The 25,780-nt window shown below is 71.8% G+C and carries 25 protein-coding genes and 1 tRNA gene; 9 read left to right on the forward strand and 17 right to left on the reverse strand.

Translation table 11 applies throughout. The annotated features are described in order from the left end of the window. Positions 1-19 precede the first annotated feature (19 nt). The 5 genes from ACR9ZG_RS02510 (at position 20) to ACR9ZG_RS02530 (ending at position 4,373) form a co-directional block, all read left to right on the forward strand. Complete coding sequence (locus ACR9ZG_RS02510) at positions 20-919, forward strand: ketopantoate reductase family protein (RefSeq protein WP_481283244.1); 900 nt, start codon at positions 20-22, stop codon at positions 917-919. A gap of 62 nt (positions 920-981) precedes the next feature. Beyond that, complete coding sequence (locus ACR9ZG_RS02515) at positions 982-1,749, forward strand: fumarylacetoacetate hydrolase family protein (RefSeq protein ID WP_481283245.1); 768 nt, start codon at positions 982-984, stop codon at positions 1,747-1,749. A 12-nt stretch (positions 1,750-1,761) separates the two neighbouring features. Next, entirely contained in the window at positions 1,762-3,279 is a 1,518-nt protein-coding gene (gltX, locus tag ACR9ZG_RS02520) for a glutamate--tRNA ligase (RefSeq protein ID WP_481283246.1), read from the forward strand. A 10-nt stretch (positions 3,280-3,289) separates the two neighbouring features. Further along, entirely contained in the window at positions 3,290-4,243 is a 954-nt protein-coding gene (locus ACR9ZG_RS02525; protein WP_481283247.1) for an NAD(P)/FAD-dependent oxidoreductase, read from the forward strand. 58 nt (positions 4,244-4,301) lie between these two features. Further along, positions 4,302-4,373, forward strand: a tRNA-Gln gene (locus tag ACR9ZG_RS02530). A 50-nt stretch (positions 4,374-4,423) separates the two neighbouring features. Here ACR9ZG_RS02530 and ACR9ZG_RS02535 read toward each other — a convergent pair. From ACR9ZG_RS02535 to ACR9ZG_RS02570, 8 genes are all read right to left on the reverse strand, one after another. Continuing rightward, a complete protein-coding gene (locus tag ACR9ZG_RS02535; protein WP_481283248.1) occupies positions 4,424-6,610 on the reverse strand; it encodes a cell wall-binding repeat-containing protein in 2,187 nt (728 codons plus the stop codon). Positions 6,611-6,795: 185 nt separating this feature from the next. Next, positions 6,796-8,052, reverse strand: a complete 1,257-nt coding sequence (locus ACR9ZG_RS02540) for an arginine deiminase (protein WP_481283249.1) — start codon at positions 8,050-8,052, stop codon at positions 6,796-6,798. A gap of 21 nt (positions 8,053-8,073) precedes the next feature. After that, positions 8,074-9,525, reverse strand: a complete 1,452-nt coding sequence (locus ACR9ZG_RS02545; protein WP_481283250.1) for a basic amino acid/polyamine antiporter — start codon at positions 9,523-9,525, stop codon at positions 8,074-8,076. Positions 9,526-9,712: 187 nt separating this feature from the next. Further along, positions 9,713-9,970 carry a hypothetical protein gene (locus ACR9ZG_RS02550; protein WP_481283251.1) on the reverse strand — a complete coding sequence of 86 codons (258 nt, stop codon included), beginning with the start codon at positions 9,968-9,970 and terminating at the stop codon, positions 9,713-9,715. Positions 9,971-10,070: 100 nt separating this feature from the next. Further along, entirely contained in the window at positions 10,071-11,234 is a 1,164-nt protein-coding gene (locus ACR9ZG_RS02555) for an acyl-CoA dehydrogenase family protein (RefSeq protein ID WP_481283252.1), read from the reverse strand. Beyond that, positions 11,215-12,405: a CaiB/BaiF CoA transferase family protein gene (locus ACR9ZG_RS02560; RefSeq protein ID WP_481283253.1), complete on the reverse strand. Its 1,191-nt coding sequence runs from the start codon at positions 12,403-12,405 to the stop codon at positions 11,215-11,217. The genes ACR9ZG_RS02555 and ACR9ZG_RS02560 overlap by 20 nt, the downstream gene beginning before the upstream one ends. Positions 12,406-12,435: 30 nt before the next feature. Then, positions 12,436-13,068 (reverse strand): DedA family protein, encoded by a 633-nt coding sequence (locus ACR9ZG_RS02565; protein WP_481283254.1) that lies wholly within the window; start codon positions 13,066-13,068, stop codon positions 12,436-12,438. Positions 13,069-13,128: 60 nt separating this feature from the next. Next, entirely contained in the window at positions 13,129-13,680 is a 552-nt protein-coding gene (locus tag ACR9ZG_RS02570) for an isochorismatase family protein (RefSeq protein ID WP_481283255.1), read from the reverse strand. Between the two features lie 95 nt (positions 13,681-13,775). On the opposite strand from ACR9ZG_RS02570, the gene ACR9ZG_RS02575 reads away from it, so the two are divergent. Both ACR9ZG_RS02575 and ACR9ZG_RS02580 read left to right on the forward strand, forming a co-directional pair. After that, on the forward strand, positions 13,776-14,120 hold the full coding sequence (locus ACR9ZG_RS02575; RefSeq protein ID WP_481283256.1) for a hypothetical protein: 345 nt from the start codon (positions 13,776-13,778) through the stop codon (positions 14,118-14,120). Beyond that, on the forward strand, positions 14,117-14,590 hold the full coding sequence (locus ACR9ZG_RS02580; RefSeq protein WP_481283257.1) for a hypothetical protein: 474 nt from the start codon (positions 14,117-14,119) through the stop codon (positions 14,588-14,590). The genes ACR9ZG_RS02575 and ACR9ZG_RS02580 overlap by 4 nt, the downstream gene beginning before the upstream one ends. Before the next feature lie 13 nt (positions 14,591-14,603). Here ACR9ZG_RS02580 and ACR9ZG_RS02585 read toward each other — a convergent pair whose 3' ends face one another. The 8 genes from ACR9ZG_RS02585 to ppk2 form a co-directional block, all read right to left on the reverse strand. Continuing rightward, the gene (locus ACR9ZG_RS02585; RefSeq protein WP_481283258.1) at positions 14,604-15,512 is read right to left on the reverse strand and encodes an arginase family protein; all 909 of its coding nucleotides are present in this window, start codon (positions 15,510-15,512) and stop codon (positions 14,604-14,606) included. Positions 15,513-15,575: 63 nt separating this feature from the next. Continuing rightward, positions 15,576-16,334 carry a hypothetical protein gene (locus ACR9ZG_RS02590; protein ID WP_481283259.1) on the reverse strand — a complete coding sequence of 253 codons (759 nt, stop codon included), beginning with the start codon at positions 16,332-16,334 and terminating at the stop codon, positions 15,576-15,578. 119 nt (positions 16,335-16,453) lie between these two features. Beyond that, positions 16,454-16,897: a hypothetical protein gene (locus ACR9ZG_RS02595; RefSeq protein WP_481283260.1), complete on the reverse strand. Its 444-nt coding sequence runs from the start codon at positions 16,895-16,897 to the stop codon at positions 16,454-16,456. Positions 16,898-17,226: 329 nt separating this feature from the next. Further along, positions 17,227-18,462: a multiple monosaccharide ABC transporter permease gene (mmsB, locus tag ACR9ZG_RS02600; RefSeq protein ID WP_481283261.1), complete on the reverse strand. Its 1,236-nt coding sequence runs from the start codon at positions 18,460-18,462 to the stop codon at positions 17,227-17,229. After that, a complete protein-coding gene (mmsA, locus tag ACR9ZG_RS02605; RefSeq protein WP_481283262.1) occupies positions 18,459-19,988 on the reverse strand; it encodes a multiple monosaccharide ABC transporter ATP-binding protein in 1,530 nt (509 codons plus the stop codon). Before mmsA ends, mmsB begins: the two co-directional genes overlap by 4 nt. A 61-nt stretch (positions 19,989-20,049) precedes the next feature. Beyond that, positions 20,050-21,171, reverse strand: coding sequence for a multiple monosaccharide ABC transporter substrate-binding protein (gene chvE, locus ACR9ZG_RS02610; protein WP_481283263.1), 1,122 nt, complete (start codon positions 21,169-21,171; stop codon positions 20,050-20,052). Between the two features lie 160 nt (positions 21,172-21,331). Next, positions 21,332-22,354: a LacI family DNA-binding transcriptional regulator gene (locus tag ACR9ZG_RS02615; protein WP_481283264.1), complete on the reverse strand. Its 1,023-nt coding sequence runs from the start codon at positions 22,352-22,354 to the stop codon at positions 21,332-21,334. Between the two features lie 99 nt (positions 22,355-22,453). Next, positions 22,454-23,359: a polyphosphate kinase 2 gene (gene ppk2, locus ACR9ZG_RS02620; protein ID WP_481283265.1), complete on the reverse strand. Its 906-nt coding sequence runs from the start codon at positions 23,357-23,359 to the stop codon at positions 22,454-22,456. Between the two features lie 151 nt (positions 23,360-23,510). Here ppk2 and ACR9ZG_RS02625 point away from each other — a divergent pair, with 151 nt between their 5' ends. Continuing rightward, positions 23,511-23,909 (forward strand): DUF7144 family membrane protein, encoded by a 399-nt coding sequence (locus ACR9ZG_RS02625; protein WP_481283266.1) that lies wholly within the window; start codon positions 23,511-23,513, stop codon positions 23,907-23,909. Here ACR9ZG_RS02625 and ACR9ZG_RS02630 read toward each other — a convergent pair. After that, positions 23,863-24,765, reverse strand: coding sequence for a helix-turn-helix domain-containing protein (locus tag ACR9ZG_RS02630; RefSeq protein WP_481283267.1), 903 nt, complete (start codon positions 24,763-24,765; stop codon positions 23,863-23,865). The genes ACR9ZG_RS02625 and ACR9ZG_RS02630 overlap by 47 nt on opposite strands. A gap of 117 nt (positions 24,766-24,882) precedes the next feature. Between ACR9ZG_RS02630 and ACR9ZG_RS02635 the strand changes: the two genes are divergently transcribed. Continuing rightward, positions 24,883-25,761, forward strand: a complete 879-nt coding sequence (locus ACR9ZG_RS02635) for an oxidoreductase (protein WP_481283268.1) — start codon at positions 24,883-24,885, stop codon at positions 25,759-25,761. The last annotated feature ends 19 nt before the right edge of the window (positions 25,762-25,780 follow it).

Here is a 25,780-nt window from a genome sequence, read left to right on the forward strand (position 1 = left end):
TCCCACGAGGGGCGTCGATATGTCGGAAAGCAGGCCTGATTCCGGCACATCGGCGCCCCTCGACGGCGTCGTCGCCGTCGTCGGACCGGGTGCGGTCGGCGGGCTGCTCGCGTGGCTCCTCGCCCGCTCCGGTCACGAGGTCGTCGCGGTCGGGCGGCCGCGCGCGGTCGACGCGATCCGCGAGCACGGGATCGAGCTGCGCAGCGCGTCGTTCGGCGACGGGGTGCAGCGGGTGGCGGCCGACACGGCCGTCCCCGACGGCGCACACGTGATCGTCGCGACCAAGGCGTACGGGCTGGAGGACGTCCTCCCGGCGATCGCGCGGGCGCGGCCCGCCGAGGTCGTCTCGGTCCTCAACGGCGTCGAGCACATGCCCGTGCTGCGGGAGGCGCTGCCCGGCACCCCGGTCGCCGGCGCCTCCATCGCCGTCTCGGCCCTGCGGCTCTCGCCCGCGGTGATCGACCACCGCAGTCCGTTCGTGAACATCGAGGCGCCGGAGGCCGCGGCGGAGTCCGCCGTCATCCGTGCGCTGGAGGGCGCCGGTCCGCGCGTCCGCGTGCGCGGCTCCGAGGCCGAGGTGCTGTGGGGCAAGTTCCGCCTGCTCGCGGCGCTCGCCCTGCTCACGTCGTACTGGCGGCAGCCCGCCGGTCCGGCGCTCAGCGAGGACCCGGAGCTGACGGAGGCGGTCGTCGCCGAGATCGTCGCCTGCTCCGCCGCCGAGGGCGTCGCCGCCTCCGAGCTCGACCTGGTGCGTACGCTCCACAGCGTGCCCGGCGGGATGCGCACCTCCCTGCAGGAGGACCTCGCCGCCGGGGCGCCCAGCGAGCTCGACGCGATCGGCGGAGCGCTGCTGCGCGTGGGGGAGCGGCACGGCCTCCCGCTGCCGGGGGTGGCGAGGATCGTCGCCGCTCTGAGCTGAGCAGCCGCACCGGCTGAGCTGAGCAGCCGCACCGGCTCGACCGCCGCACTAGGCTCGAATCCGTGAAGATCGCACGGTTCAGTCACGAAGGCTCCATCGACTACGGCATCGTCGACGAGGACGCGCTCGTCGTCCTCGCGGGCGACCCGCTGTTCACCGGGTTCGACACCACCGGTGAGCGGGTGCCGCTCGGCAAGGTCGGCTCGCTGCTCGCGCCGGTCATCCCGCGCTCCAAGGTCGTCGCGGTGGGTAAGAACTACCGCGAGCACGCCGCCGAGATGGGCGGGGAGGCGCCGGAGGAGCCGCTGCTGTTCCTCAAGCCCAACACGTCGGTCATCGGCCTGGGCGACCCGATCCTCCTGCCGCCGCAGTCGCAGCAGGTGGACTACGAGGGCGAGCTGGCGGTCGTCATCGGCAAGATCGCCCGCCACGTGAAGGCCGAGAACGCCGCCGAGCACATCTTCGGCTACACCGCCGCCAACGACGTCACGGCCCGCGACCTGCAGAAGAAGGACGGCCAGTGGACGCGCGCCAAGGGCTTCGACACCTTCTGCCCGCTCGGCCCGGTCATCGAGACCGAGCTCGACCCGGCCGCCGTGCTCCGCACGCGCGTGAACGGCGAGCTCAAGCAGGAGGCGCCGATCAGCGACATGGTGCACTCCATCCCCGAGATCATCGCGTACGCGTCCAGCGTCTTCACGCTGCTGCCGGGCGACGTCATCCTGACCGGCACCCCGTCGGGCGTCGGGCCGATCCTCGCCGGCGACACCGTCGAGGTGGAGGTGGACGGCGTCGGCTCGCTGGTGAACCCGGTGCGGGCCGCCAAGTAGGATCGAAGCGGTATGTCTGACATCGCATCGCACCCCTTCTCGACCGCGACCGGCGCCGACGTGCGCGTCCGGTTCTGCCCGTCGCCCACCGGCACCCCGCACGTCGGGCTCATCCGCACGGCCCTGTTCAACTGGGCGTACGCGCGGCACACCGGCGGCAAGCTCATCTTCCGCATCGAGGACACCGACGCGGCCCGCGACAGCGAGGAGAGCTACGCGCAGATCATCGACGCGCTCAACTGGCTGAAGCTCGACTGGGACGAGGGCGTGAACGTCGGCGGCCCGCACGGCCCGTACCGGCAGTCGCAGCGCTACGAGATCTACGGCGAGGTCATCGAGACCCTCAAGGCCTCCGGTCACATCTACGAGAGCTTCGCCACCGGCGAGGAGATCGAGGCGCGCAACATCTCGCTCGGCCGCGACCCCAAGCTGGGCTACGACAACTTCGAGCGCGACCTCACCGAGGAGCAGAAGGCCGCCTACCGGGCCGAGGGCCGTCAGCCGGCGCTGCGCCTCCGCGTGCCGGACGACGACCTGAGCTTCGACGACCTGGTGCGCGGCGAGATCACCTTCCCGGCCGGGTCGTTCAGCGACTTCGTCGTCGTGCGGCCGAACGGGCACCCGCTGTACCCGTTCGTGAACCCGGTCGACGACGCCCTCATGGGCGTGACCCACGTGCTGCGCGGCGAGGACCTCCTCTCGTCCACCCCGCGTCAGATCGCGCTGTACCACGCGCTCATCGACGCGGGGATCACGACGTTCGTGCCGCGCTTCGGTCACCTGCCCTACGTGATGGGCGAGGGCAACAAGAAGCTGTCGAAGCGCGACCCCGAGTCGAACCTGTTCCACCACCGCGACCGCGGCTTCATCCCGGAGGGGCTGGTCAACTACCTCGCCCTGCTCGGCTGGTCGCTCAGCCACGACCGCGACGTGTTCTCGATCGACGAGCTGGTCGCCGCCTTCGACGTCGCCGACGTGAACCCGAACCCGGCCCGCTTCGACCAGAAGAAGGCCGAGTCGATCAACGGCGACCACATCCGGCTGCTGGAGGTCGCGGACTTCGCCGAGCGGACCATCCCGTACCTCGTGGCCGCCGGGGTCGTCAGCGAGCCGCTGACGGCCGCGCAGCGCGAGATCCTGGCCGCCGCCGCGCCGCTCGTGCAGGAGCGCGTGCAGCTGCTGGGCGAGACGCCGGGCATGCTCGGCTTCCTGTTCACCACCGCCGACGCGCTCGTCGTGGAGGAGGACGCCCGCGCCTCCCTGCCCGCGAACGCCGGCGAGGTGCTCGCCGCCTCCCTCAACGCCCTCGAGCTCGTGCCGGAGGCCGACTGGACGCACGACGCCATCGAGTCCGCGCTGCGCGACGCGCTGGTGGAGGCGCTGGGCCTGAAGCCGCGCGTGGCCTTCGGCCCGCTGCGTGTCGCCGTCTCGGGTCGCCGGGTGTCGCCCCCGCTGTTCGAGTCGATGGAGATCCTCGGCAAGGCCGAGACCATCGCCCGGCTCGACCGGCTGTCGGCGGCGCTGGCGTAAGGCGGCCGCGGTGACCGGTGCGGAGCGGGCCGAACGCTACGAGGTCGTCGTCGTCGGCGGCGGCCCCGCTGGCCTGTCGGCGGCGCTCAACCTCGCGAGGGCGCGCCGCCGGGTGCTGCTGGTCGACGGCAACCGCCCGCGGCACGCGGCCACGCTGATGGCGCACGGCTTCATCACCCGCGACGGCATCCCTCCGCTGGAGCTGCGCCGGATGGGCCGCGAGGAGGTCGCAGCGTACGACAACGCGTCGGTGGTGTTCGCGCAGGTCGGATCGGTCACCGTGGAGTCGAGCGGCTTCGCGGTCACCGGCCGCGGCGTGCGCGGCGGCGCCGACATCGACGTGCTGGCCGACGCGGTCGTCGTCGCGACCGGGGTGGCGGAGGCCATGCCGGCCATCCCGAGCCTCCGCGCCTACTACGGCACCCAGCTGCACAGCTGCGTCGAGTGCGACGGCTACGAGAAGGCGGGGGAGCCGCTGGCCCTGATCGGCGAGACGGCCGACCTGGCCGAGCGCGCGCTCCTGCTCACCCAGTGGACGGACGACCTCATCGTCTTCACGAACGGCGTCGCCCCCCTCTCTGACGACGAGGAGCGCTCCCTCGCCCGGCTCGGCGTGCGCGTCGAGCGCCGCGCGATCGACGACGTCGTGGGGGAGAAGGGCGTCATGACCGGCATCCGGCTGGCGGACGGCGAGGTGATCGAGCGGGCGGGGGGCTTCCTGCGCCCGGTGTGGACGCCCTCCCTCGCCTTCGCCTCCTCCCTCGACCTGGAGGCCGACGCCGACGGCTACCTCGTCACCGACCGCCACGGCCGCACGTCGCTGCCCGGCGTCTACGCGGCGGGCGAGACGACGGCCCCCGGCCCGCAGCAGCTCGTCGTGGCGGCGGGATCGGGCGCCGTGGTGGCGGCCGCGGTCAACCGCGACCTGATCGGCCTGGCGCTGGACGAGACCGCCGTTTTGTAGTCCTGCGGCCGCGTAGGATAGAGTTGTTTCTCGTGCCCGGGCCTTGGCCCGAAGCCCTTGGGGTATGGTGTAATTGGCAACACGGCTGATTCTGGTTCAGTTGTTCTTGGTTCGAGTCCAGGTACCCCAGCTTTAAGAAAACCCCCGGTCAGCCGGGGGTTTTCTCGTTCATCCCGATCGTCAGCCCTCGTACGTCCAGCTCTGCTGAGTGCACGGGGTGAGCCGGTACGCTGACCCGCTGAGCACGTTCGCGCCGCCGACCAGCGTGATCGCGGCGGCTTTGGCCTTCATGAGCGCATCGACGGTCGAGTCGGCTAGGCAATCTGGCTGCACGGTGAGCAGGGGTGCCTTGTTCGTGGCGGCGAGGACGGCGCCGGAGAGCGCGTCGGGGAACAGGGTGCCGTTGGCGAGGTAGGCGGTGTGGGCGTTCGGGAAGACCGCTCGTGCGACGTTCGCCGCGGTGGTGAACCGGTCGGCTCCGGCCAGTCGCGTCGCGGGGGCGATGCGGTTGAGTTGGGTCAGGAGGGCGGCGGAGACGACGGCGGGGCCGCCGACGACCGTGATCTTCGCGGGGTGCAGTCCGGTGATCAGGCGGGTGGTCTCGGCCGGCAGCGTGGACGCGTGGCCGTCGACGAGGACGACCGGTGCGCCGCCGGCGCCGGCGGCGGCGGAGGCGCTGAGCGCGTCCGGGAACGCGGCACCGGTGGCGATGTAGACGGTCGGCGCCGTCGCGAACGCGGTGGAGACGATCGAGCGTGCGGTGGCGTAACGGTCGGCGCCTGCTCGGCGTTGGACGGTCGCATGGGGGAGGGTCGAGTGGACCTGCTTCTCAACGGCTGCGCTGAGCGCGGTCGTTCCTCCGACCAGAACGACCTTCGTCGGTGCCAGGCGTCTCAGCTCGGCGGTGGTAGGAGCCGGGAGCGCCCACGCGGTGGTCAGCAGCAGCGGGCCTCCCGCTTTCGCCGCTGCGGGGCCGGCCGACAGGGCGTCGGGGAAGTCGAGACCGGAGGCGAGGTACACCGTCCGCGCACCGGTCGGGAACGCCTTCTGCGAGACCTTCGCCGCCGTCTCGAAGCGGTCCGACCCGGCGATACGCGAGGTCGCCGCGAACGTGAGATGGCCGATGTTTCCGGAGGGGCCCGAGGACGGGCGTGGCGCCGCGGGAGTCCAGACGCCGTCGTTCGTGGCGATCCAGGGCGCCGCCGTTGCCCCGCCGTAATTGCTGTACGTCACCTGGCGCGCGTCGGCGCTCACGCGGAAGAATTGTGAGAACTCGTGGGCCATCCCCTGGCTCGCCCACAGGGTGCCGTCGGGCGCGGTCTGACACCCGTCGAGCGTGAAGTGACCGGTGGCCCGCGGTGTCACCGCCTTCGTCGTGACCTGCAGGAGCGTCTCGGTGGTGTAGGGGTCGTCCGGGTCCGGCCCTGCCGCCAGCCATAGCGTCGCCGTCTGTGGTTGCCAGCACGCGGACGAGAGACGGCGATACGACGGCGGGAGCGCCGGGTGCCAGGTCGGGTCCTTAAGGCGGTGAAGCGAGGCGGGAGCTCCGGGGGCCGCCTTGGCGCCCCAGACGACATCCCCGTCGGTGATCGCGTAGAAGGCGGGATCGGAGGTCACTGTTGTCCAGGTTCCTGTCGGCTCGAGCTTGCCGACCGTGGTCACTCCGTGGTCGGTCGAGACGACGAAAACCTCCCCGCCGGACGATCGAAGGGTCCAGCCGGCGGCCGGCATGGTCAGTCGTAGAGTGCGTCCGTCGGAGGAGAAAAGGGACGGCATGGGGTCGAACATCCGGTAGCCCCAGACGCTCCCTCCCGGACCGGGTTGCAGGTCGATGATCTGGCCCCCGGGCGCGGTGTCCGGGCGACTCGTCATCGTGCCGTCGGCTGCGACCCAGTAGAGCGTATGTGTCTTCGCCGTTGGGTCGAAGCCCGACACGACGGCCGTACCGGAGGAGGTGAGTCCCCAGGACTGGACGACGTTGCCGGGGAATGTGGCCACCTGCCTGACCACGTCGTCAGCGGTGACCCGAAGCAGACCTGTGGGGCCGGTCGTCCACAGTGCTCCGTCGGGAGCGGTCACGAGCTTCCGCGGACCGTATTCGTAACCCCCGGGACCCGGGAGGGCGTGCGGCACCAGCACCTCGTCGGCGGTGATGGAGTACAGGCTGTCTCCGTGCGTGAACCACGGACGCCCGTCCGGCCCGACCACGAGTTCATTCTCATATGGCGACGAGAGGGTGGCGCGCGGGTCCGAGAGGGCATGGAAGAGCCCGCCGCCCGGCGTGCCGGTCGGTGTCGCCGCGGCCGCCGCCGGTGCCGCCGCGTGCAGCCCCGCCGGAACGGCGATCCCCGTGGCGATCAGCCCCACGATAGCGAGGCGTGCAAGTGTCCGGCGGACGGCGTGGCGGTGCATGGATTCCCCCTTGTGCGGCGCCGGCCCAGCGGCCCGCCTTGCGAGGCTAGCGGTCGCGGGGCGCAATCGATGCCCCCCCGTTCAGGTCGCTGTCGCGGGCTCAGACGACCAGCGCCACCACCGGCGGCACCACCAGCGCGTCAGAACTCCACCGCATCCCGCACGATCGGGCACGTCATGCAGTGCCCGCCGCCCCGGCCTCGCCCGAGCTCCGCTCCGACGATCGGGATGACCTCCACGCCGGCCTTCCGGAGGAGGGCGTTCGTCGCGGTGTTCCGGTCGTAGGCGTAGACGACGCCGGGGCGGAGGGCGACGGCGTTGTTGCCGCTGTCCCACTGCTGGCGCTCCGACTCGTAGTTGTCGCCGGCGGTCTCCACCACGTAGAGGCGGGGGAGGCCGAGTGCCTCCGCGACCACGTCCACGAAGGCGCGGCTGCCGTGGTCGATGACGCGGAGGCCGGGGTTGACGTCCTCCGGGACCAGCGTGAACGTGTGCACCGCGTCCATGATCTTCGGGTAGAGGGTGACGATGTCGCGGTCGGCGAAGGTGAAGACGGTGTCGAGGTGCATGGCGGCGCGGAGCTTCGGCATCCCGGCGACGATCACCTGCGTGGCGGCGTTCCGCTCGAAGAGCGCGGCCGCGACCTGCGTGATGGCGTGCCGGGAGGTGCGCTCGCTCATCCCGATGAGGACGACGCCGTTACCGACGGGCATGACGTCGCCGCCCTCGAGGGTCGCCTGCCCCCAGTCGGCCTCGGGGTCGCCCCACCAGACGGTGGCGTCGCGGAAGTCGGGGTGGAAGCCGTAGACGGCCTTCATGAGCAGCGTCTCGTCGTGACGGGCGGGCCAGTACAGCGGATTGAGGGTGACGCCGCCGTAGATCCAGCAGGTGGTGTCGCGTGTGTACAGCGTGTTCGGCAGCGGCGGCATCAGGTACTCGCGCACACCGGTGGATTCGCGGGCGAGCGCCACGTAGTCGGTGCGGTAGTCCTCCGGCAGGTCCGAGGTCGCGAGGCCGCCGATGAGGTACCGCGCGAGCTCGGCCGGAGGGAGCGAGTCGAGGTAGGCGCGCGTGCCCTCGATGAGGCCGAGTCCGACCTCTCCGGCGACGATCTTGCGGTCGAGCAGCCACGACTTGGCGTCCGGCTCGCTCACGGTCTCGGCCAGGAGGTCGTGCAGCTCCACCACGTCGACGCCGTTCGAGCGCAGGTCGGCCACGAACGCGGCGTGATCCTGGATGGCGTTGTCCACCCACATGACGTCGTCGAACAGCAGGTCGTCGGCGTTGGTGGGGGTCAGCCGGCGGTGGGCGAGCCCCGGCGAGCACACCAGCACCTTCCGCAGCTGCCCGACCTCCGAGTGGACGCCGTACGCCGGCGCGGTGGGTGAATCCGTCATCGTTGCTCCTTCGTCCGTTCGTCAGAGAGTGATCCAGCCGGTGGCCAGGGCGACGACGCCCGTGACGGCCCCGATGATCGCGACGGCCAGGATGATCAGCTCCCGGCCGCTGAAGACGCGCCTGCCCTGCTCGCGCCGCGCCATCACGAACAGCACGGTCGCCGGGGCGTAGATGATGAACGACAGCAGCACGAACGTCACCCCGGCGGCGAAGATCAGGTACGCCGTGTAGAGCGTCGCGAGGACCGCGATCACCGCCTCCCGGCCCCACCCGCGCGGCGCGTCGCGATAGGTCTCCCTCGTGATGATGAGCTTCATCGCGTAGCAGGCGACGAGGAAGAACGGGATGAGGGTCAGCGCGCTGGTCAGGTCGAGCGCCAGGTTGAACGCGTCGTGGGAGAAGTAGGTGATCACCAGGACCACCTGCACGAACAGCGCCGTCATCAGCAGGGCGGGGACCGGCACGTCGGCCGCATTCGAGCGGGCGAGGAAGCGGGGCATGTCGTCGTCCTTGGCGGCGACGAAGAGCACCTCCGCCGCCATCAGCGACCAGGCCAGGTACGCGCCCAGCACCGAGACGACCAGGCCGATGCTGACGAACCAGGCGCCCCACGGCCCGACGGCCGCGGCGAGGACGCCTCCCATCGACGGCTGCCGGAGCTCCGCGATCTCGCCCATCGGCAGCACCCCGTACGACACGATGGTCACCGACGCGAAGATCGCGAACACGCTGAGGAAGCCCAGGATGGTCGCCTTGCCGACGTCCGAGCGGCGCTTGGCATGCCGGGAGTACACGCTCGCCCCCTCCACGCCCAGGAAGACGAAGACGGTCACGAGCATGGTGCCGGTCACCTGATCGAACAGCGACCCGGCGTAGTCGGCGCCGCCCCAGTTCTCGGCGAACACCTCCGGCTTGAGCACGAACAGACACAGCAGCACGAAGACGAGGATCGGGACGATCTTGGCGACCGTCACGATGCGGTTGATGACGGCGGCCTCCTTGATCCCGCGGCGGATCAGGAAGAAGAACCCCCACAGCCCCAGCGACGAGATGCCGATCGCGAGGAGGGTGTCGCCATCGCCGAGCGCCGGCACGACCGCGCCGATGGTCGACATGATGAAGACCCAGTAGAAGACCAGCCCCATTCCGGCGCTCGCCCAGTACCCGATCGCCGAGAAGAAGCCGAGGAACTGCCCGAAGCCCGCCTTCGCGTAGGCGTACACCCCCGCGTCGAGCTCGGGTTTCCGGTTGGCCAGCAGCTGGAAGACGAACGCCAGCATCAGCATCCCGACGCCGGCGATCGACCACGCGATCAGCGACCCGGCGACGCCCGTCTCCTGCGCGAACCGGCGCGGGAGGGAGAACACGCCCGCGCCGACCATCGAGCCGACGACCATCCCGGTCATCGTGAGCATCGACAGCTTGACCGCGGGCGCGGCGGCCTGCTGCGGTGTCTGGTCCGTCTTCGTCACTGACCCTCCCCAGGGGTGTGCTCCGCGGATGCCGACGCGGATCGGAGGGATCGCGCCGGCAACCGTACGACGGGCACATTCAACTCGCCGCGGCGGCGGGCTCGCAAGGACCGATCTGCGGAATTGAGGGTCGGGGCCGCGTGTTGCGTGAGCAGCCACCGGCCGCTGCGTGGGAGGCCCCGCGGTGTTAGCGGCTCGTGGCGAACAGCTGGCCCCACACGATGGCGCCGATCACCAGCTCGACGACGATCAGCACCGCGGACACCGCGATGGTGACCGTCGGCAGCACGCTCGTCGATCCGGACCGCTGCGCCCGCTGCCGCGCGACCAGCCCGAGGATCAGGCCCACGATCGGGATGATGAACGCGAAGACGAGCCCCGTGATCGCGAACCCGCGCCCGGACGACGTCCCCGTGCGCTCGTTCCCCTGCACGTCACCGCTCATGACGACCCCCTCATGCCCCGGCATCGATGCGGCCGCGCCGGGCCGGTTGGTCGGAAGCTACCACCGATGGGGTGCCCGCGGGAACGGCCCGCGGCCGGCCTCAGCCGAACGCCGCCAGCCCCGTCAGCGCCCGGCCGAGCACGAGCGTGTGGATCTCGTCGGTGCCCTCGTAGGTGCGGACCGACTCCAGGTTGGCCATGTGCCGCATCACCGGGAAGGCGTTCGTGATGCCGTCGCCGCCGAGGATGGTTCGGGCCTCGCGCGCGATGGCGAGCGCCTCCCGTACGCTGTTGAGCTTGCCGACGCTGATCTGGGTCGGGGTGAGCCGGCCCGCCTCCTTGAGCCGGCCGAGGTGGAGCGCGAGGAGGATGCCCTTCTCGTACTCGACCAGCATGTTCGCGAGCTTCTCCTGGATGAGCTGGGTCGCTCCGATGGGGCGGCCGAAGACCTCGCGCGTGACGCTGCGCTCGATCGCCACCTCCAGACAGTCGCGAGCAGCGCCCATCGCGCCCCAGACGATGCCGTAGCGCGCCTCGTTGAGGCACGAGAACGGCCCGGAGAGGCCGCGCGCGCCCGGAAGCATCGCCTCCTCCGGCACGCGCACCCCGTCGAGCACGACATCGCACTGCACGGACGCGCGCATCGACAGCTTGCCGTCGATGGCCGTGGCCGAGAAGCCGGGAGTGGAGGTCGGCACCAGGAAGCCGCGGACGCCGTCGTCGGTCGCCGCCCAGACCACGGCGACGTCCGCGAGCGCTGCCAGGCCGATCCAGCGCTTGGTGCCCGTGATCACCCAGTCGCCGCCCTCGCGGCGCGCCCGTGTGCGCATGGCGGCGGGGTCGCTGCCGCCGTCCGGCTCCGTGAGGGCGAAGCAGCCGATGCGTTCGCCGCGGGCCATCGGCGGCAGCCACTCCGCCTTCTGCTCGGCCGAGCCGAACTTCGAGATGGCGCTCATGGCGAGCGAGCCCTGCACCGAGACGAAGGTGCGCCACCCGCTGTCGGCCGCCTCCAGCTCCTGGCACACCAGCCCGTAGCTGACGGCCCCGGCACCCGCGCAGCCGTCGTCCTTGAGGTGCATGCCGAGGACGCCCAGCGCGCCCAGCTCGGCGACGAGCTCGCGGCGGAAGTGCTTGTCCTCGAAGTCCTGCTCGATGACCGGGCGGATGCGGTCGGTCGCGAACGCCCGGGCCCGGTCGCGCCAGGCGCGCTCCTCGTCGGTGAGGAGATGGTCGATGCTGAACGCCTCATCGAGCGTCGTGGTCACGGGCGGTCCTTTCGGCGGGGCGGTGGTCGCTGGGCTCATCCGCCCACCGGGCGTCGTGGGCGCCGAGCAGCGGGGGAGGCGTGCGGTGCACGGCCGGGGCCGCGTCGAGGTGGATGGGTGTCGCAGGCTGACGGGAGGTGCGGCCCGTCTGCGGGTCGAGCGTCGTCGCGACGGCGTCGAGGCCCAGCGACGACGCGAAGTCGAACGCCTCCGCGACGCTGTTGACGAGCCCCGCCGGGACGCGCGCGGCCGAGAGCAGCGCGACCCACTCGGCCGCCCCGCGCGTCGCCAGGACGGGCGCGAGCGCCGCGCGCAGCGCCTCCCGCTCGCGCACCCGGGCCTCGTTGGTCGCGAACCGGGCGTCCGTGGCCAGCGCGGGCAGCCCCAGGGCGGCGGCGAAGGCGGCGAACTGGCGGTCGTTGCCCACGGCGACGACCAGCTCGCGGTCGGCCGCGGCGAACAGCTCGTACGGCGCGATGCTCGGGTGGGCGTTGCCGAGCCGGCCGGGTGCGCGACCCGTCGCCAGGGTGCTCGACGCCTGGTTCGTGAGCGCGGCGAGCAGCGAGCCGAGCAGGTCGACGTCGACCCGGGAGCCGCGGCCGGTGCGGTCGCGCTCCCGCAGGGCCAGCAGGATGCCGGAGAACGCGTTGAGGCCGGTGAGCACGTCGACGAGCGCGACGCCGACCTTGCTCGGCTCGCCGTCCGGCGCTCCGGTGATGCTCATCAGTCCGCCGACGGCCTGCACGAGGAGGTCGTAGCCGGGCAGTCCGGCGCCCGCCTCGCGCCCGAACCCGGTGATCGAGCAGTAGACCACGCCCGGGTTCGCGGAGCGCAGCGTGGTCTCGTCGAGCCCGAAGCGCTCCATCACGCCGGGCCGGAAGTTCTCGACGACGACGTCCGCCGACTCCGCCAGACGGCGAGCGGCGGCGAGGCCGTCGGGGGAGCCGAGGTCGCAGACGACCGACCGCTTGTTGCGGTTGACGGCGGCGAAGTAGGTGGACTCGCCCGCGTCGTCCACCGGCGGGCGCCAGGAGCGCGTGTCGTCGCCGGACGGGCTCTCGATCTTGACCACGTCGGCGCCGAAGTCGGCCAGCATCATGGTGCAGTACGGGCCGGCCAGCACCCGGGAGAAGTCGGCGACGCGGATGCCCGTCAGGACGCCGTCGGCCATGCATGCTCCTTCGCTCGCTGCGGCTCCAGCCTAGCGGGGCTGCTCGGCCTCCCGCCGGGACCTCCGGTCGAGCACCCACGCCCGCACGCCGGCCACGATCGAGGCGAGGATGACGACGCCGGCCACGATGTAGGCCACCGGCCGCACGCTCGGGTTCACCGCGGCGGCGTACCCGATCACCGTGATGAGCACGCCCCAGCTGAGTGCGCCGACGACGTTGGCCGTGAAGAACCTCCAGTACTTCATCGCGCTGATGCCGGCGATCGGCGGGATGAAGACCCGGCCCCACGGGATGTAGCGGCTGATCACGACGGACCACCAGCCGAACAGCTCGTAGAAGCGCTCCGCGCGGCGCACGCCGGCCTGCACCCAGCGCCCGCCGCGCCGCGTCAGATAGGGGCGCCCCAGCCGGCGGCCGAGCCAGAAGCCGACCTGGTCGCCGAGCACGGCCGCGACGCCGACGCCGATCGCGAGCACCCAGATCGAGAGCTCCGGGTTCACGCCGGTGAGCAGGCCCGCGCCGAAGAGCAGGGAGTCGCCGGTGATGAACGGGATGAACACTCCGACGAACAGCGCGGTCCCGGCGAACACCAGGCCCCAGACGGCGAGATAGAAGACCAGGGGTCCGACGTCGCCCAGGAGGTTCGCGAGGTCGTCGGCCATGCTCCGAGCGTATCGGGCGCGGCTGGGCGTGCGGTCGGCGGGCCGGGTGCGCCGCTCGGCTCAGCCGAGCACGACCTCCGCCGCATCGGCCACCTCGGCGGTGCGGCCGGGCGCGCGGTGGTTCGACCAGTACAGGTTGGTGTGGGCGATCACGAGGTCGGGAGCCGGGGCGCCCCACTCGCTCAGATCCTCCGTCGTGTGCGCATCGCCGACCAGGGTCACGTCGTAGCCGCGCACCATGCCGCCGTGGAGGGTGGAGCGGATGCACTCGTCGGTCTGCGAGCCCGTGAGGATGGTCCGGCCGATGCGCCCGGCGGCGAGCACCTCCTCGAGCGAGGTCTCCTCGAAGGCGTCGGCGTAATGCTTGTGCACGACCGGCTCGCCGTCGGCGGGGGAGAGCGCGTCCACGATGCGCCACTCGTCGCTGCCGTACGCGATGCCGTCGTCGGAGTGCTGGATCCACACCACCGGCGCCCCCTCGGCCCGGGCGCGGTCGACGAGACCGCGGATCGTCTCGACCACCTCGTCCCGGCGGTACGCGCCGCCGATCACGCCGTTCTGCACGTCGATCACGAGCAGCGCGCTGCCCTCGCGTCCCTGGAGCGTCGTCATCGTCATCCCTCCCGTGCGGCATGCTACTCCGGGGCGGATGCGGTGGCGCGGGGTCGCTGCTAGGGTTCCGATGACACGCACCGGGGGGAGGCGCGATGGGGGATGACGCCGCAGCCGTGCGCCGCGCCCTGTCGTCGGTGGTGCTCGTTCTCGTCGCCGCCGGGTACGCCGCCTGTCTGGCGGCCGTGCTGCTGTGCCCTGCGCTGGTCCCCGAGCCGGGGACGTGGCTCGACGCAGCCACGCTCGCGGGCGATCCGCGACTCGGGATGATGGCCGCGAACGCGCTCTATTGGCTGCTCGTGCTGGGGGCGGCGGCCGCCGTCATCGCGGGCATCACGCTCGCCGGACGTGCGGCGCTGCGGCAGCTGGACGCCGCCGCCCGGGCGGCGGAAGGACGGTTCCGGGCGCTGCCCGGCGACGGAGCACGGAGGAGCGCATGAGACGGGTCGTCGCACTGGTGGGGCTGGTGATCGTCGGTGCCGCGCTGACGGCGTGCACCGCGGTGACGGCGGCGGGAGGGCCGGCGGCGGGAGGGTCTTCATCGGACGGGACGTTCCACCCGATCCCGACCTCCACCAGCCGGGCGCCCGATCCGGCGCCGAGCGCGCCCGCCGCGCAGCAGGGGCCCGTCGCGGCGGAGGACGCGCCTCTCTCGCAGCTGTGGGCACTGGTCGACTCGAGCCTGCGCGACGGCGGCTACGCCGATGCCGCGCCGGGAGCGGCCGTGCCGCAGGACCTCCGCGACTTCGCCGCCGCCATCGAGGCCCGCTGCGTGCCGCGGCTCTCGGGCGAGGACGCGGCGGCGCTGCGTGCCGCCTGGGCGTCCGTCGCCGACGCCGCCGCGGCCGGCGGCGACCTGGCCGGTGCGGCCGGCGGCTACGCGGCCGAGGCGACCCGGCTCTGCATGTGAGGCGTCGTGCGGCTCAGCCGAGCCCTGCGACCACCAGCTCGACGTAGTCGCGGAGCGTGGAGGCGTCGGGCGCGTTCCCGGGGTTGACCTCCGTGAGGACGATCCCGGCGAACCGGTCGCTCGCCGTGAAGGTCCGCAGTGCGACCTCCACCTCGGCGACCGTGAGCCCCCACGGCGGCGCGTCGGCGTTCGGCATGTTGGCGAGCGGCAGGTGCGCGTGGCCGAGCACGTCCACATCGAAGTGCACGACGAACCGGTCGCCCGCCGCCTCCACCGCCGAGCGGGCGGCCAGAGCGGCGGCCGACGCGTCCTCGTGGACGAGCGCCGCCGGGAACCGCGCGATGCCGAGCCGTGCGAGCCGCTCGCGCTCGAGGTCGTCGCGGTCGTCCGGGAGCGCGTCGCCGAACGACACGAGCTCGTCGGGCAGGAGCAGCGGAGACGCGCCCCCGAGGCCCGCCAGCACCGGGTCGCTGCCGGGCAGGCCGAGCAGGTGGGCGACGCCCATCGCATCCACGTTGCCGTACTCGATCGTGCCGGGCGTGTAGAGGTCGGGACCGCCGTCCAGGTAGAGGAGCGCCGTGCGCAGCTCCGCCCGGCGGAACCCGGCGACCACGCCCACGGTCACGATGCAGTCGCCTCCGACGACGAGCGGCACGGTGCCGGCGGCGAGGAGGCCCGCGACGGCCGCCGCCGTGTCCTCCGCGACCCGGCCCACCTCCGCGATGTTCTGCCGGTCGAGGTGCTCGGGGTCGGGCCGGCGCCGGAAGCCGCGCACGTCGCCCGCGTCGGCGACGACGTGCCCGCGTGCGCGGAGCCGGTCGGCGAGCCCGGCCTCCCGGATCGCGGCGGGCGCGAGGTCCATGCCGGGCGTGTGACCGCCCGCGCTCGACGGGACGCCGAGGAGCGACCAGGTGACCGTCATGCGTCCAGCATGGCCCGGGCCGGCGGGCGTCGGAACCGGTACAGACCAGGCCGCGGGCCGTCGCTACCGAGCGACCTCGACTCCGTCGAGCCCGGCCCGGTCGACGCGGCGGTGGTAGCGCATCCCCGCCAGGCCTCCGAGGATGGCGCCGACCAGGCTCACGATCGCCACCGCGACCGCGGTGATGATGCCGGTCAGGGTCACGTCGCCCTCGGCGAGCGGGATGCGCGGGAAGCTGTTGATGTTCGCGAGGATGTCGTACTGGCTCCCCAGCACGAGGCTCAGCACCGCGACGACCACCGCGATGATCACGGCCCACAGCCACACCGCGAGCCCCTGCTTCGCGCCGTCGAAGCGCGCCATCCGGCCGGCCACGTAGCCGCCGCAGAAGTACGCGACGAACAGGATCACGATCACCGCGATCGCGCCGACGACGCCGATGGTCGCCGCATTGCGGTTCGCCTCGTCGACGGCCTCGTCGGGGTCGCCGGTGACGCCGAGCCCGACGGCGGCGCCCGCCGCGGCGACGATCGCCGTCAGCACGACCGCCATGCCGGTCGCGGTCAGCCAGCCGAAGAAGGCGGATCCGAACTTCATGCCGCCGAACTCGCTCCGCTCGCGCGCCACCACGTCGTCGCGCAGGGCGCGTCCCGACGTCGGAGCAGCGACGGCGTCGGCGGCCCGGTCCTCGGCGGCGGGCCGCGTCTCCGTGACCGGCCGCGTCGCGTCGACCGGCCGCGTCTCGCCCACGGGCCGCGTCTCGCCGGCCGGCCGCCGGTCCTCCGGAATGCGCCGGTCCTCGGCGGGGGTTCGATCGCTCATCGTCGTGCCTCTTCCCGTTCGCCCGCTCATGGCGGGGTGGTCGTCGGTCTGCGGGCAGCGTAGGCGGGCGAGGGCGACCGGAACAGGAGGTGGACGGCGTCGGCGTTCGGGAGTATCGGCTACGGCACCTCGGGCGGCACCGGCCCGTCGTCGAGCAGGAAGTCGAGCACGGCCGCCGTGTCCGTGCGCAGCTCGCTGCCGTGCCCGAGCCGCCAGGGCGCGTCGACCGGCGCGAGGGTACGGCCCGCGACGGCGGCGCGCAGGCTCACGGGCGAGCGGGTGAGGGCGTACAGCGCGATGCTGCCGGCGACCATCGGGTCGAGCGCGGGGACCGCGCCGAGGGAGTGGCAGCGCGCCTCGGTGCGCACCACCTCCACCAGCTCCGCGATGCCGTTGGGGCCGCCGCCGTCACGACGCGCCGCCGCCAGCGCGGAGAGGCGTCCGAGCGTGACCGGGAGGTCGGCGCCGGCCTCCGCGGGGCCGTCGCCGATCCCGACCCGGCGGGCCAGCCGCTCCAGCCGGGTGGCGGAGAGCCGGTCCGCGAGCTGCTCCAGCAGCAGCACGTCGGCGGGGGAGGGGGGGGGGGCGGCGGGGGCCGGGCCCCCCCCCCCCCCCCCCCCGCCCCCCCCCCCCCCCGGGGGGGACCCCCCGGCCGGCCCCCCCGGGGGGCGGGGGGGGGGCGCGGGGGGGGGGGGGGGCGGGGGCGGGGGGCGCCCCCCGGCCCCGCGGGGGGGGGGGGGGGGGGGGGGGGGGGGGGGCCCCCCCCCCCCGCCCGCCGCCCGGCCGTCAGCGCCCGCCAGTCGTTGCTCACGCCGGACTCGTCCACCGGTGGACGCTGGCTGAGCGGCAGGTAGCGGGAGAAGTCGGCCATGTCGGGAGCGAGCCTACGCGCTCAGCGGCCGCCCGAGCGGCGCTTGTTGTAGACGTCGAACGCGACCGCGAGCAGCAGCACGAAGCCCTTGACCGCCTGCTGCCACTCGATGCCGATGCCCATGATCGACATGCCGTTGTTGAGCACGCCGATGATGAGACCACCGATGATCGCGCCGCCGATGGTGCCGACGCCGCCCTGCACCGCCGCACCGCCGATGAAGGCCGCCGAGATCGCCTCCAGCTCGAAGCCGTCGCCGGCCTTCGGACCCGCCAGGTTGAGCCGCGCGGTGAACACCAGCCCGGCGAGCGCCGCGAGGAAGCCCATGTTGACGAACAGCCAGAAGGTGACGTTGCGCGTCTTGATGCCGGACAGCTCGGCCGCGTGGAGGTTGCCGCCGATCGCGTAGACGTGCCGGCCGAACACCGAGCGGTTCATGACGATGCCGTAGATCAGCACCAGCACGGCGAGCACGATGAGGGTGACCGGGATGCCCTTGAAGGTGGCGAGCGCGTAGGCGAAGAGCGCGATGCCGGCCGAGACCAGCACCAGCTTGGTGACGAACCAGGCCAGCGGCTCCACGTCCTGGTTGTAGCTCTGCCGGCCCTTGCGCACCCGCACCTGCTGCACGACGAAGGCGACGATCGCGAGCACGCCGACGCCGAGCGACAGCGGGTCGAGGTCCATGTCGCCGAACAGGTCGGTCAGGAAGCCGTTGCCGAGCGCGCGGTACTCCGACGGGAAGGAGCCGATGTTCGCGTTGCCGAGCACCACGAGCGCCAGCCCGCGGAAGATCAGCATGCCCGCCAGCGTCACGATGAACGCCGGTATGCCGACGTAGGCGATCCAGAAGCCCTGCCACGCGCCGACCACCGCCCCGATGGCGAGCGAGAGGATGATCGACAGCCACCACGGCAGGCCGAGGTTGACCGCGAAGACGCCCGAGATGGCTCCGACGAAGGCGGCGATCGAGCCGACCGACAGGTCGATGTGGCCGGCCACGATGACCATCACCATGCCGATGGCGAGGATGAGGATGTAGCCGTTCTGCACGATCAGGTTCGACACGTTCTGCGGCCGGAGCAGGATGCCGCCGGTCAGGAACTCGAACAGCACCACCACGACCAGCAGGGCGAGGAAGATGCCGTTGCGCCCGAGATCCGAGATCACGTGCTGGATGCGGCGGGTGAACGCGTTGTCGGGCGGGTTGACGGCAGCTCCCGCCGCCGTCTCGCTGGTGTTGTCGACCTTGGTCATCGCTGCTTCTCCTGGGTCATGAGGGTGAGGACCGCCTCGGGGGTCGCCTGTTCGATGGGCAGTTCGCCCGTGATGCGGCCCTCCGACAGCGCGTACACGCGGTCGGAGATGCCGAGGAGCTCCGGCAGCTCGGAGGAGATGACGATGATCCCCTTCCCCTGCGCCGCGAGCTCGTTGATGATGTTGTAGATCTCGTACTTGGCGCCGACGTCGATGCCGCGCGTCGGCTCGTCGAGGATGAGCACGTCGGGGTCGGCGTAGATCCACTTGGACAGCACGACCTTCTGCTGGTTGCCGCCGGAGAGCTTGCCCACCTTCGACAGCACGGTCGGCGACTTGATGTTCATGCTCGTGCGGTACCGGTTGGCGACCTCGTACTCACGGTTGTCGTCGACCAGCCCGCCGGTGGACAGCTTGTCGAGGGAGGCGAGCGAGATGTTCCGCTTGATGTCCTCGATGAGGTTGAGGCCGTAGTGTTTGCGGTCCTCGGTGGCGTAGGCGATGCCGTGCCGGATGGCGTCCGAGACGTTCCTGATCCGGATCTCCTTGCCCGCCTTGTACACGGTGCCGGAGATGCGGGTGCCGTAGGAGCGCCCGAACAGGCTCATCGCGAACTCGGTCCGCCCTGCGCCCATCAGCCCGGCGATGCCGACGATCTCGCCGCGGCGCACGTTCAGGCTGACGTTGTCGACCACCACGCGGGACGGGTCCTGCGGGTGGTGCGCGGTCCAGTTCTCGACGCGGAGGATCTCCTCGCCGATCTCCGGCGTGTGGTCGGGGTACCGGTGCTCGAGGTCGCGGCCCACCATGTCCTTGATGATCCTGCCCTCGGTCACGTCGCCCTTCGAGATGGTCTCGATGATGCGACCGTCGCGGATGACCGTGACCGAGTCGGCCACCTTGCGGATCTCGTTGAGCTTGTGGCTGATGATGATGGAGGTGATGCCCTGCTCCTTGAGCTGCAGGATCAGCCCCAGCAGGTGCGCCGAGTCCTCGTCGTTGAGCGCGGCGGTGGGCTCGTCGAGGATGAGGAGCTTCACCCGCTTCGACAGCGCCTTCGCGATCTCCACGAGCTGCTGCTTGCCGACGCCGAGGTCGAGGATCTTGGTGGTCGGGTTCTCCTTGAGCCCGACCCTGGCCAGCAGCTCGGCCGCGGCCGCGTTGGTCTTGTTCCAGTCGATCAGGCCGGCGAAGCCCAGCACTTCGTTGCCGAGGAAGATGTTCTCGGCGATCGACAGGTAGGGGCTGAGCGCCAGCTCCTGATGGATGATGACGATGCCCTCGGCCTCGCTGTCGCGGATGGAGCCGAACTGCATCACGCGGTCCTCGAAGACGATGTCGCCCTCGTAGGTGCCGTACGGGTACACGCCCGACAGCACCTTCATCAGCGTCGACTTGCCGGCGCCGTTCTCGCCGCAGATCGCGTGCACCTCGCCGCGGGCGACGGAGAGGGTGACGTCCTGCAGCGCCTTCACGCCGGGGAACGTCTTGGTGATGCCGCGCATCTGAAGAATGTCCGTGGTCACGTTGTGCGCCTTTCTCCGGTGAAAGGCGGGCGGGGCGACCGGACGCCCCGCCCGCGGTCCGTCAACCCTTGATCTGGTCTTCGGTGTAGTAGCCGCCGTCGACGAGGACCGACTGGATCTGATCCTTGGTGACGATGACCGGGTCGAGCAGGTACGACGGGACGACCTTCTTGCCGTTGTCGTACGTCTTGGTGTCGTTGACCTCCGGCTTGTCGCCGCCGAGCACGGCCTTCGCCATCGACACGGCCTCCTTGGCGAGCTCGCGGGTGTCCTTGTAGATGGTCGCGTACTGCTCGCCGGACTCGATCGCCTTCACCGAGTCGAGCTCGGCGTCCTGGCCGGTGATGATCGGGAAGGAGTCGCCGACCGAGTAGCCGGCGTCGGTGAGGGCCGAGATGATGCCGCGGGAGAGGCCGTCGTAGGGCGAGAGCACGCCGTTGACCTTGGAGCCGTCGGAGTACGTCTTGGTGAGGATGTCCTCCATGCGGCTCTGCGCGACCTCGCCGTCCCAGCGCAGCGTGGCGACGGTGTTGAAGTCGGTCTGCTTGCTCTTGACGACGATCGTGCCGTCGTCGAGGTACGGCTTCAGCGTGTCCATCGCGCCGTTGTAGAAGAACGTCGCGTTGTTGTCGTCGGGCGAGCCGGCGAACAGCTCGACGTTGAACGGGCCCTTCGGCGCGTCGGCCGCGGCCTTGCCCTCCAGGTCGGTGAGGCCGAGGCCCGCGAGGAGCGAGTTCGCCTGCTGCACGCCGACCTTGTAGTTGTCGAAGGTGGCGTAGTAGTCGACGTTCTCGGAGTCGCGGATGAGGCGGTCGTAGGCGATGACCTTGATGTCGCTGTCGGCGGCCTCCTGCAGCACGTTGGTCAGGGTCGTGCCGTCGATGGAGGCGATGATCAGGGCCTTCGCACCCTTGGTGATCATGTTCTCCAGCTGCGAGACCTGGGTGGGGATGTCGTCCTCCGCGTACTGGAGGTCGACCTGGTAGCCGGCGTCCTCGAGCTGCTTCTTGACGTTGTTGCCGTCGGCGATCCAGCGCTCGGACGACTTGGTCGGCATCGCGACGCCGATGAGTCCGCCGTCGCCTCCGCCGGAGGATCCCGACGAGGAGGAGCATGCCGCGAGCGACAGGGCGATGGCGCCGGTGGCCAGGCCGGCTGTGATGAGGCGGGTGAGCTTGCGCACTGTGTGTCCTTCTCCATTGAATGCAGTGGTGTCATGCCGTGTGAGCGGTCACATGAGCGCTCACATGCGGACGATGTTCGCCTATCCGACCCGATCGTGTCAACTGTTCTCTTCGGCGCGGCCTCGCGTGCGCGCGCTTCCGGGGCTCGGAGACGGGCCCTCAGAGCTGCCGCGCGGGCCCCGTGGAGGCGCGCACGATCAGCTCGGGCGCGGCGAACGGCTCGTCGGGCGCCGGGCGCCCCTCGATCGCGGCGAGCAGGGCCGCGATCGTGCGCCTCCCGACCTCGCCGAAGTCCTGGCGGACGGTCGTGAGCGCCGGAACGTAATACTCGGCCTCCGGAACGTCGTCGAAGCCGATGACGCTGACCTCCTCCGGCACGCGGATCCCCGCCTCGTACAGCGCGCGGATGAGGCCCAGCGCCATGTGGTCGTTCCCGGCGAAGATCGCGGTGAACGACCGGGCGCTGATCAGGTCGCGGCCGACGCGGTAGCCGCGGGCCGCGCTCCAGTCGCCGAGGAGGGGCGGGCGCGTCTCGAGATCGGCGTCGGACATCTCGCGCAGATACCCGGTCATCCGCGCCTCCGCCTCGATCCAGTCCTGCGGGCCGGCGAGATGCACGATCTCGGTGTGGCCGAGGTCGATGAGGTGGCGCACCGCGCGCCGGGCGCCGGCGATCTGGTCGGCGCCGAGCGCGGTCGGCGAGAGCGCGGGGGAGGCCTGGAGGGTGAAGTGCGGGATGCGCAGCCCCGCGGCCTCGATGACCCGCGTGACGCGGATCTGCGGCGCGATGACGACGAGCCCCTCGACGCCCTGCTGCAGCAGGTAGCCGAGCCCGGCGCGGATCGAGTCCTCGTCGTGGCCGTCGATGTTCACGGTGACCGAGAGGTACCCGGCCGCGCGCGCCTCCACCTCGATCGCCTTGATGCTCGAGGCCGGGCCCCACAGCACGCTCTCGGAGGTCAGGATGCCGACCGTGCGCGTGCGGCTCGTGACGAGGGCCCGCGCGGCGGAGCTGGGGCGGTAGTCGAGCTCGTCCATCGCGGCGAGCACGCGGTCCCTGGTCTCGGCGCGGAGGCTCGGATGGTCGTTGAGGACGCGCGACACCGTCTGGTGCGACACACCCGCGGCCCGCGCGACGTCGTAGATCGTCGGGGCCCGGTCCGTCGGCGGCGACTCGGACATGCACGGCAACTCTCTGCTGAAGCTACTGGTGCGATCACCCTAGAGGATGCGGGGGTGTGAGCGCTAACGCGGGCCGGGCGACACGCGCTCATCGCCCCCTTACTCGTCCGCGCCCTCCCGCTTGCCGCGCATCACGAGCAGCGGATCCGGGCGCTTGACGACCTTGGTGTCCTTGCCGTCGTAGTCGAACTGGTTGAGGAAGTAGCGCATCGCGTTGATGCGGGCGCGCTTCTTGTCGTTGGAGCGGATGATGGTCCAGGGCGCGTGGCGGCGGTCCGTGCGGCGGAACATCTCCTCCTTGGCCGCGGTGTAGTCGTCCCAGCGGTCGAGGGAGGCGAGGTCCATCGGCGACAGCTTCCAGCGGCGCACCGGGTCGAGCTGGCGGATGGCGAAGCGGGTGCGCTGCTCGGTGCGCGAGACCGAGAACCAGAACTTGGTGAGGTGGATTCCCGAATCCACCAGCATCTTCTCGAACGCCGGCGCCTGGGCCATGAACTGCTCGTACTCGTCGTCCGTGCAGAAGCCCATCACCCGCTCCACCCCGGCCCGGTTGTACCAGGAGCGGTCGAACATGACGATCTCGCCGGCCGTCGGCAGGTGCTGGATGTAGCGCTGGAAGTACCACTGCCCCCGCTCGCGGTCGCTCGGCTTCGAGAGCGCGACGACCCGGGAGGTGCGCGGATTGAGGTGCTCGGTGAACCGCTTGATGGTCCCGCCCTTGCCGGCGGCGTCCCTGCCCTCGAAGACGATGACGGCGCGGCGGTCGTTGTCCTCGAGCCAGTACTGGAACTTCAGCAGCTCCACCTGCAGCCTGTACTTCTCGACCTCGTACGCCTCGCGGCTCATCCGCTCCTCGTACGGGTACCCCTCCTGCCAGGTGTAGACGGGGTTGCCCTGCGGGTCGATGAGGTCGGGGTCTGGCGTGTGGCCGCCCTGCACGGTGTACCCGCGGGCCCGCAGATCCTCGATGTACTCGCGGAGGTCGGTGGCGGGGATGTCGGGCACGGGAGGGGCCTCCTGGGTCGGTCAGCGGTGCCGCGGGGGTCGCGGATGGCCGGGAGCGTACCACCGGCAGGTGCACGGCAGGCGACCGGAAATGGCCTATAGCCGACGCGTGCGCGGGGGAGGCATCATGCGGCTGAGAGAGGGGAGCACCATGACCGACATCAAGGCGACCGGATGGGTCAGCTGGGCCTACTTCGCAGCCGTCATGCTGTTCATCGGCGCGGCGATCGACATCTTCTACGGGATCATGGCGATCATCGGGCCGAACACCGCCTACTTCGTGGGCGAGAACGGGACCGCGAGCTTCAACGTGGCCGCGTGGGGATGGTGGGCGCTGATCATCGGCGTCGGCCTCCTGCTGGCCGGCATCTTCCTGCTCCGCGGGGCGATGTGGGCGCGCATCTTCGCCGTCGTGGTGGCGGCGGTCAACGCGGTCACGCAGCTCATGTCGCTGCCGGCGCAGCCGTGGTGGTCGATCGTGATGGTCGCCATCGACGTGCTCGTCATCTACGCGGTGACCGTGCACGGGAGGGAGCTGAAGGCGGCGTAGCGGACGAGGAGGCGTCCGTCGCCTCCTCGTGCTCCGCCGCGCGGGTCGCGTCCTCGCCCAGCCGGCGCAGGGCGCGCTCGCTCGCCGAGCCGGCGGCGGCGTGGTAGATCACGAGCAGCTGGCCGTCCGAGCCGCCGACCGGCAGCTTCTCACGGCTGAGCTCGAGCATCCCGACCCGGGGATGGAGCAGCCGCGCCGTGCCGCCGCCGAGCCCGCGCACGTCGTGACGCGCCCACAGCCTCCGGAAGTGATCGCTCGCGAGCGACAGCTCGCCGACCAGCTGCGCGATGCGCGGGTCCTCGGCGGCGCCGGTGCCGATGGAGGCGCGGAAGCTCGCGATCAGCCCGGCCGTCGCCTGCTCCCAGTCCGGGTACAGCTCGCGCTCGGCGGGGTCGAGGAACACCGAGCGCAGGCGGTTCTCGCCCGGCCGGAGCGCGGGGGAGAGCGCGGTCGCGAGGGCGTTCGCGGCGAGCACGTCGTACATCCGGTCCTCCACGAACGCGGGGAGGCCGATCACCTCCAGCAGCTGGCGGATGCCCGCGGGCACCGGCTTGCGCTGCGCCGGCCTGGTCCGCACGGGGGACGCCGCGCCGAGGCCGAGGAGGTACTGGGTCGCCGCCGCGTCGAGCCCGTAGACCCGTGCCAGCGCCTCCAGCACCTGCGGGGAGGGGTGACGGTCGCGGCCCTGCTCCAGCCGCAGGTAGTAGTCGGCGCTGATCCCGGCGAGCGTCGCCACCTCCTCGCGGCGGAGCCCGGGCGTCCGGCGGATGCCGGTGACGCGGAGGCCGACCGTCGCGGGGTCCACCTGCTCGCGCCGCGCGCGGAGGTACTCGCCGAGGGGACTGGAGGGGCTCACCCGGCCGAGTCTAGGTCGGTGTCCGGCGGCCAGCCAGGTCCCGGCACCCCCAGGCTCGCCACGACCAGGATGCGCGGGGCACTCCCTGCGGCGGCGGGCGGCGCGCACGCTGGAGGCATGACAGCGAACACCCTGCCGGGCGGCTCTTACCGCACCGGCGATCTCGACCTCACCCGCGTCGGCTACGGCGCCATGCAGCTCGCCGGCCCCGGCGTCTTCGGCCCTCCCGCCGACCGCGACGGCGCCATCGCCGTGCTCCGTGCGGCGGTGGAGGCGGGCATCACCCATATCGACACCGCCGAGTTCTACGGCCCGCACGTCACCAACGAGCTCATCCGCGAGGCGCTCGCGCCCTACCCGGACGAGCTGCACATCGTCACCAAGGTCGGCGCCGAGCGCGACGCCGACGGCGGCTGGCCGCACGCGCGCTCGCCGCAGCAGCTGCGCGACCAGGTGCACCAGAACCTCCGCTCCCTCGGCCTGGAGCGCCTCGACGTGGTCAACCTGCGCGTCGGCGGCCTGGAGCGGCCGGAGCCCGGCTCGCTCGCCGACCAGTTCGGTGCGCTCGCCGAGCTGCAGCGGGAGGGGCTCATCCGCCACCTGGGACTCAGCACCGTCGACCGCGCCCAGCTCGCCGAGGCCCAGGCCATCGCGCCGGTGGTCTGCGTGCAGAACTTCTACAACCTCGCCAACCGCGAGGACGACGCCTTCATCGACGAGCTGGCGGCCGCGGGCATCGCCTACGTGCCGTACTTCCCGCTCGGCGGGTTCTCGCCGCTGCAGTCGGACGCGCTGAGCGGCGTCGCCGCTCGCCTGGGCGCATCGACGATGGCCGTGGCCCTGGCCTGGCTGCTGCAGCGCTCGCCGAACCTCCTGCTCATCCCCGGCACCTCGTCGGTGGCGCACCTGCGCGAGAACATCGCGGGCGCCGGGCTGGAGCTGCCGGAGGATGCTGTCGCCGAGCTCGACGCGATCGGGGCGCGCGCGGCGGCGTGAGGAGGGCGCGCCGGTGGCG

The sequence above is a fragment of the Leifsonia sp. KNZ12-8B genome, from assembly GCF_056755495.1.

Coding starts and splice junctions, on each gene's coding strand:
- ACR9ZG_RS02510 (WP_481283244.1), top strand. CDS start 20: ATGTCGGAAAGCAGGCCTGATTCCGGCACATCGGCGCCCCTCGACGGC.
- gltX (WP_481283246.1), top strand. CDS start 1,762: ATGTCTGACATCGCATCGCACCCCTTCTCGACCGCGACCGGCGCCGAC.
- ACR9ZG_RS02540 (WP_481283249.1), bottom strand. CDS start 8,052: ATGACGGATTCACCCACCGCGCCGGCGTACGGCGTCCACTCGGAGGTC.
- ACR9ZG_RS02550 (WP_481283251.1), bottom strand. CDS start 9,970: ATGAGCGGTGACGTGCAGGGGAACGAGCGCACGGGGACGTCGTCCGGG.
- ACR9ZG_RS02560 (WP_481283253.1), bottom strand. CDS start 12,405: ATGGCCGACGGCGTCCTGACGGGCATCCGCGTCGCCGACTTCTCCCGG.
- ACR9ZG_RS02565 (WP_481283254.1), bottom strand. CDS start 13,068: ATGGCCGACGACCTCGCGAACCTCCTGGGCGACGTCGGACCCCTGGTC.
- ACR9ZG_RS02570 (WP_481283255.1), bottom strand. CDS start 13,680: ATGACGACGCTCCAGGGACGCGAGGGCAGCGCGCTGCTCGTGATCGAC.
- ACR9ZG_RS02575 (WP_481283256.1), top strand. CDS start 13,776: ATGGGGGATGACGCCGCAGCCGTGCGCCGCGCCCTGTCGTCGGTGGTG.
- ACR9ZG_RS02580 (WP_481283257.1), top strand. CDS start 14,117: ATGAGACGGGTCGTCGCACTGGTGGGGCTGGTGATCGTCGGTGCCGCG.
- ACR9ZG_RS02585 (WP_481283258.1), bottom strand. CDS start 15,512: ATGACGGTCACCTGGTCGCTCCTCGGCGTCCCGTCGAGCGCGGGCGGT.
- ACR9ZG_RS02590 (WP_481283259.1), bottom strand. CDS start 16,334: ATGAGCGATCGAACCCCCGCCGAGGACCGGCGCATTCCGGAGGACCGG.
- mmsB (WP_481283261.1), bottom strand. CDS start 18,462: ATGACCAAGGTCGACAACACCAGCGAGACGGCGGCGGGAGCTGCCGTC.
- ACR9ZG_RS02615 (WP_481283264.1), bottom strand. CDS start 22,354: ATGTCCGAGTCGCCGCCGACGGACCGGGCCCCGACGATCTACGACGTC.
- ACR9ZG_RS02625 (WP_481283266.1), top strand. CDS start 23,511: ATGACCGACATCAAGGCGACCGGATGGGTCAGCTGGGCCTACTTCGCA.
- ACR9ZG_RS02635 (WP_481283268.1), top strand. CDS start 24,883: ATGACAGCGAACACCCTGCCGGGCGGCTCTTACCGCACCGGCGATCTC.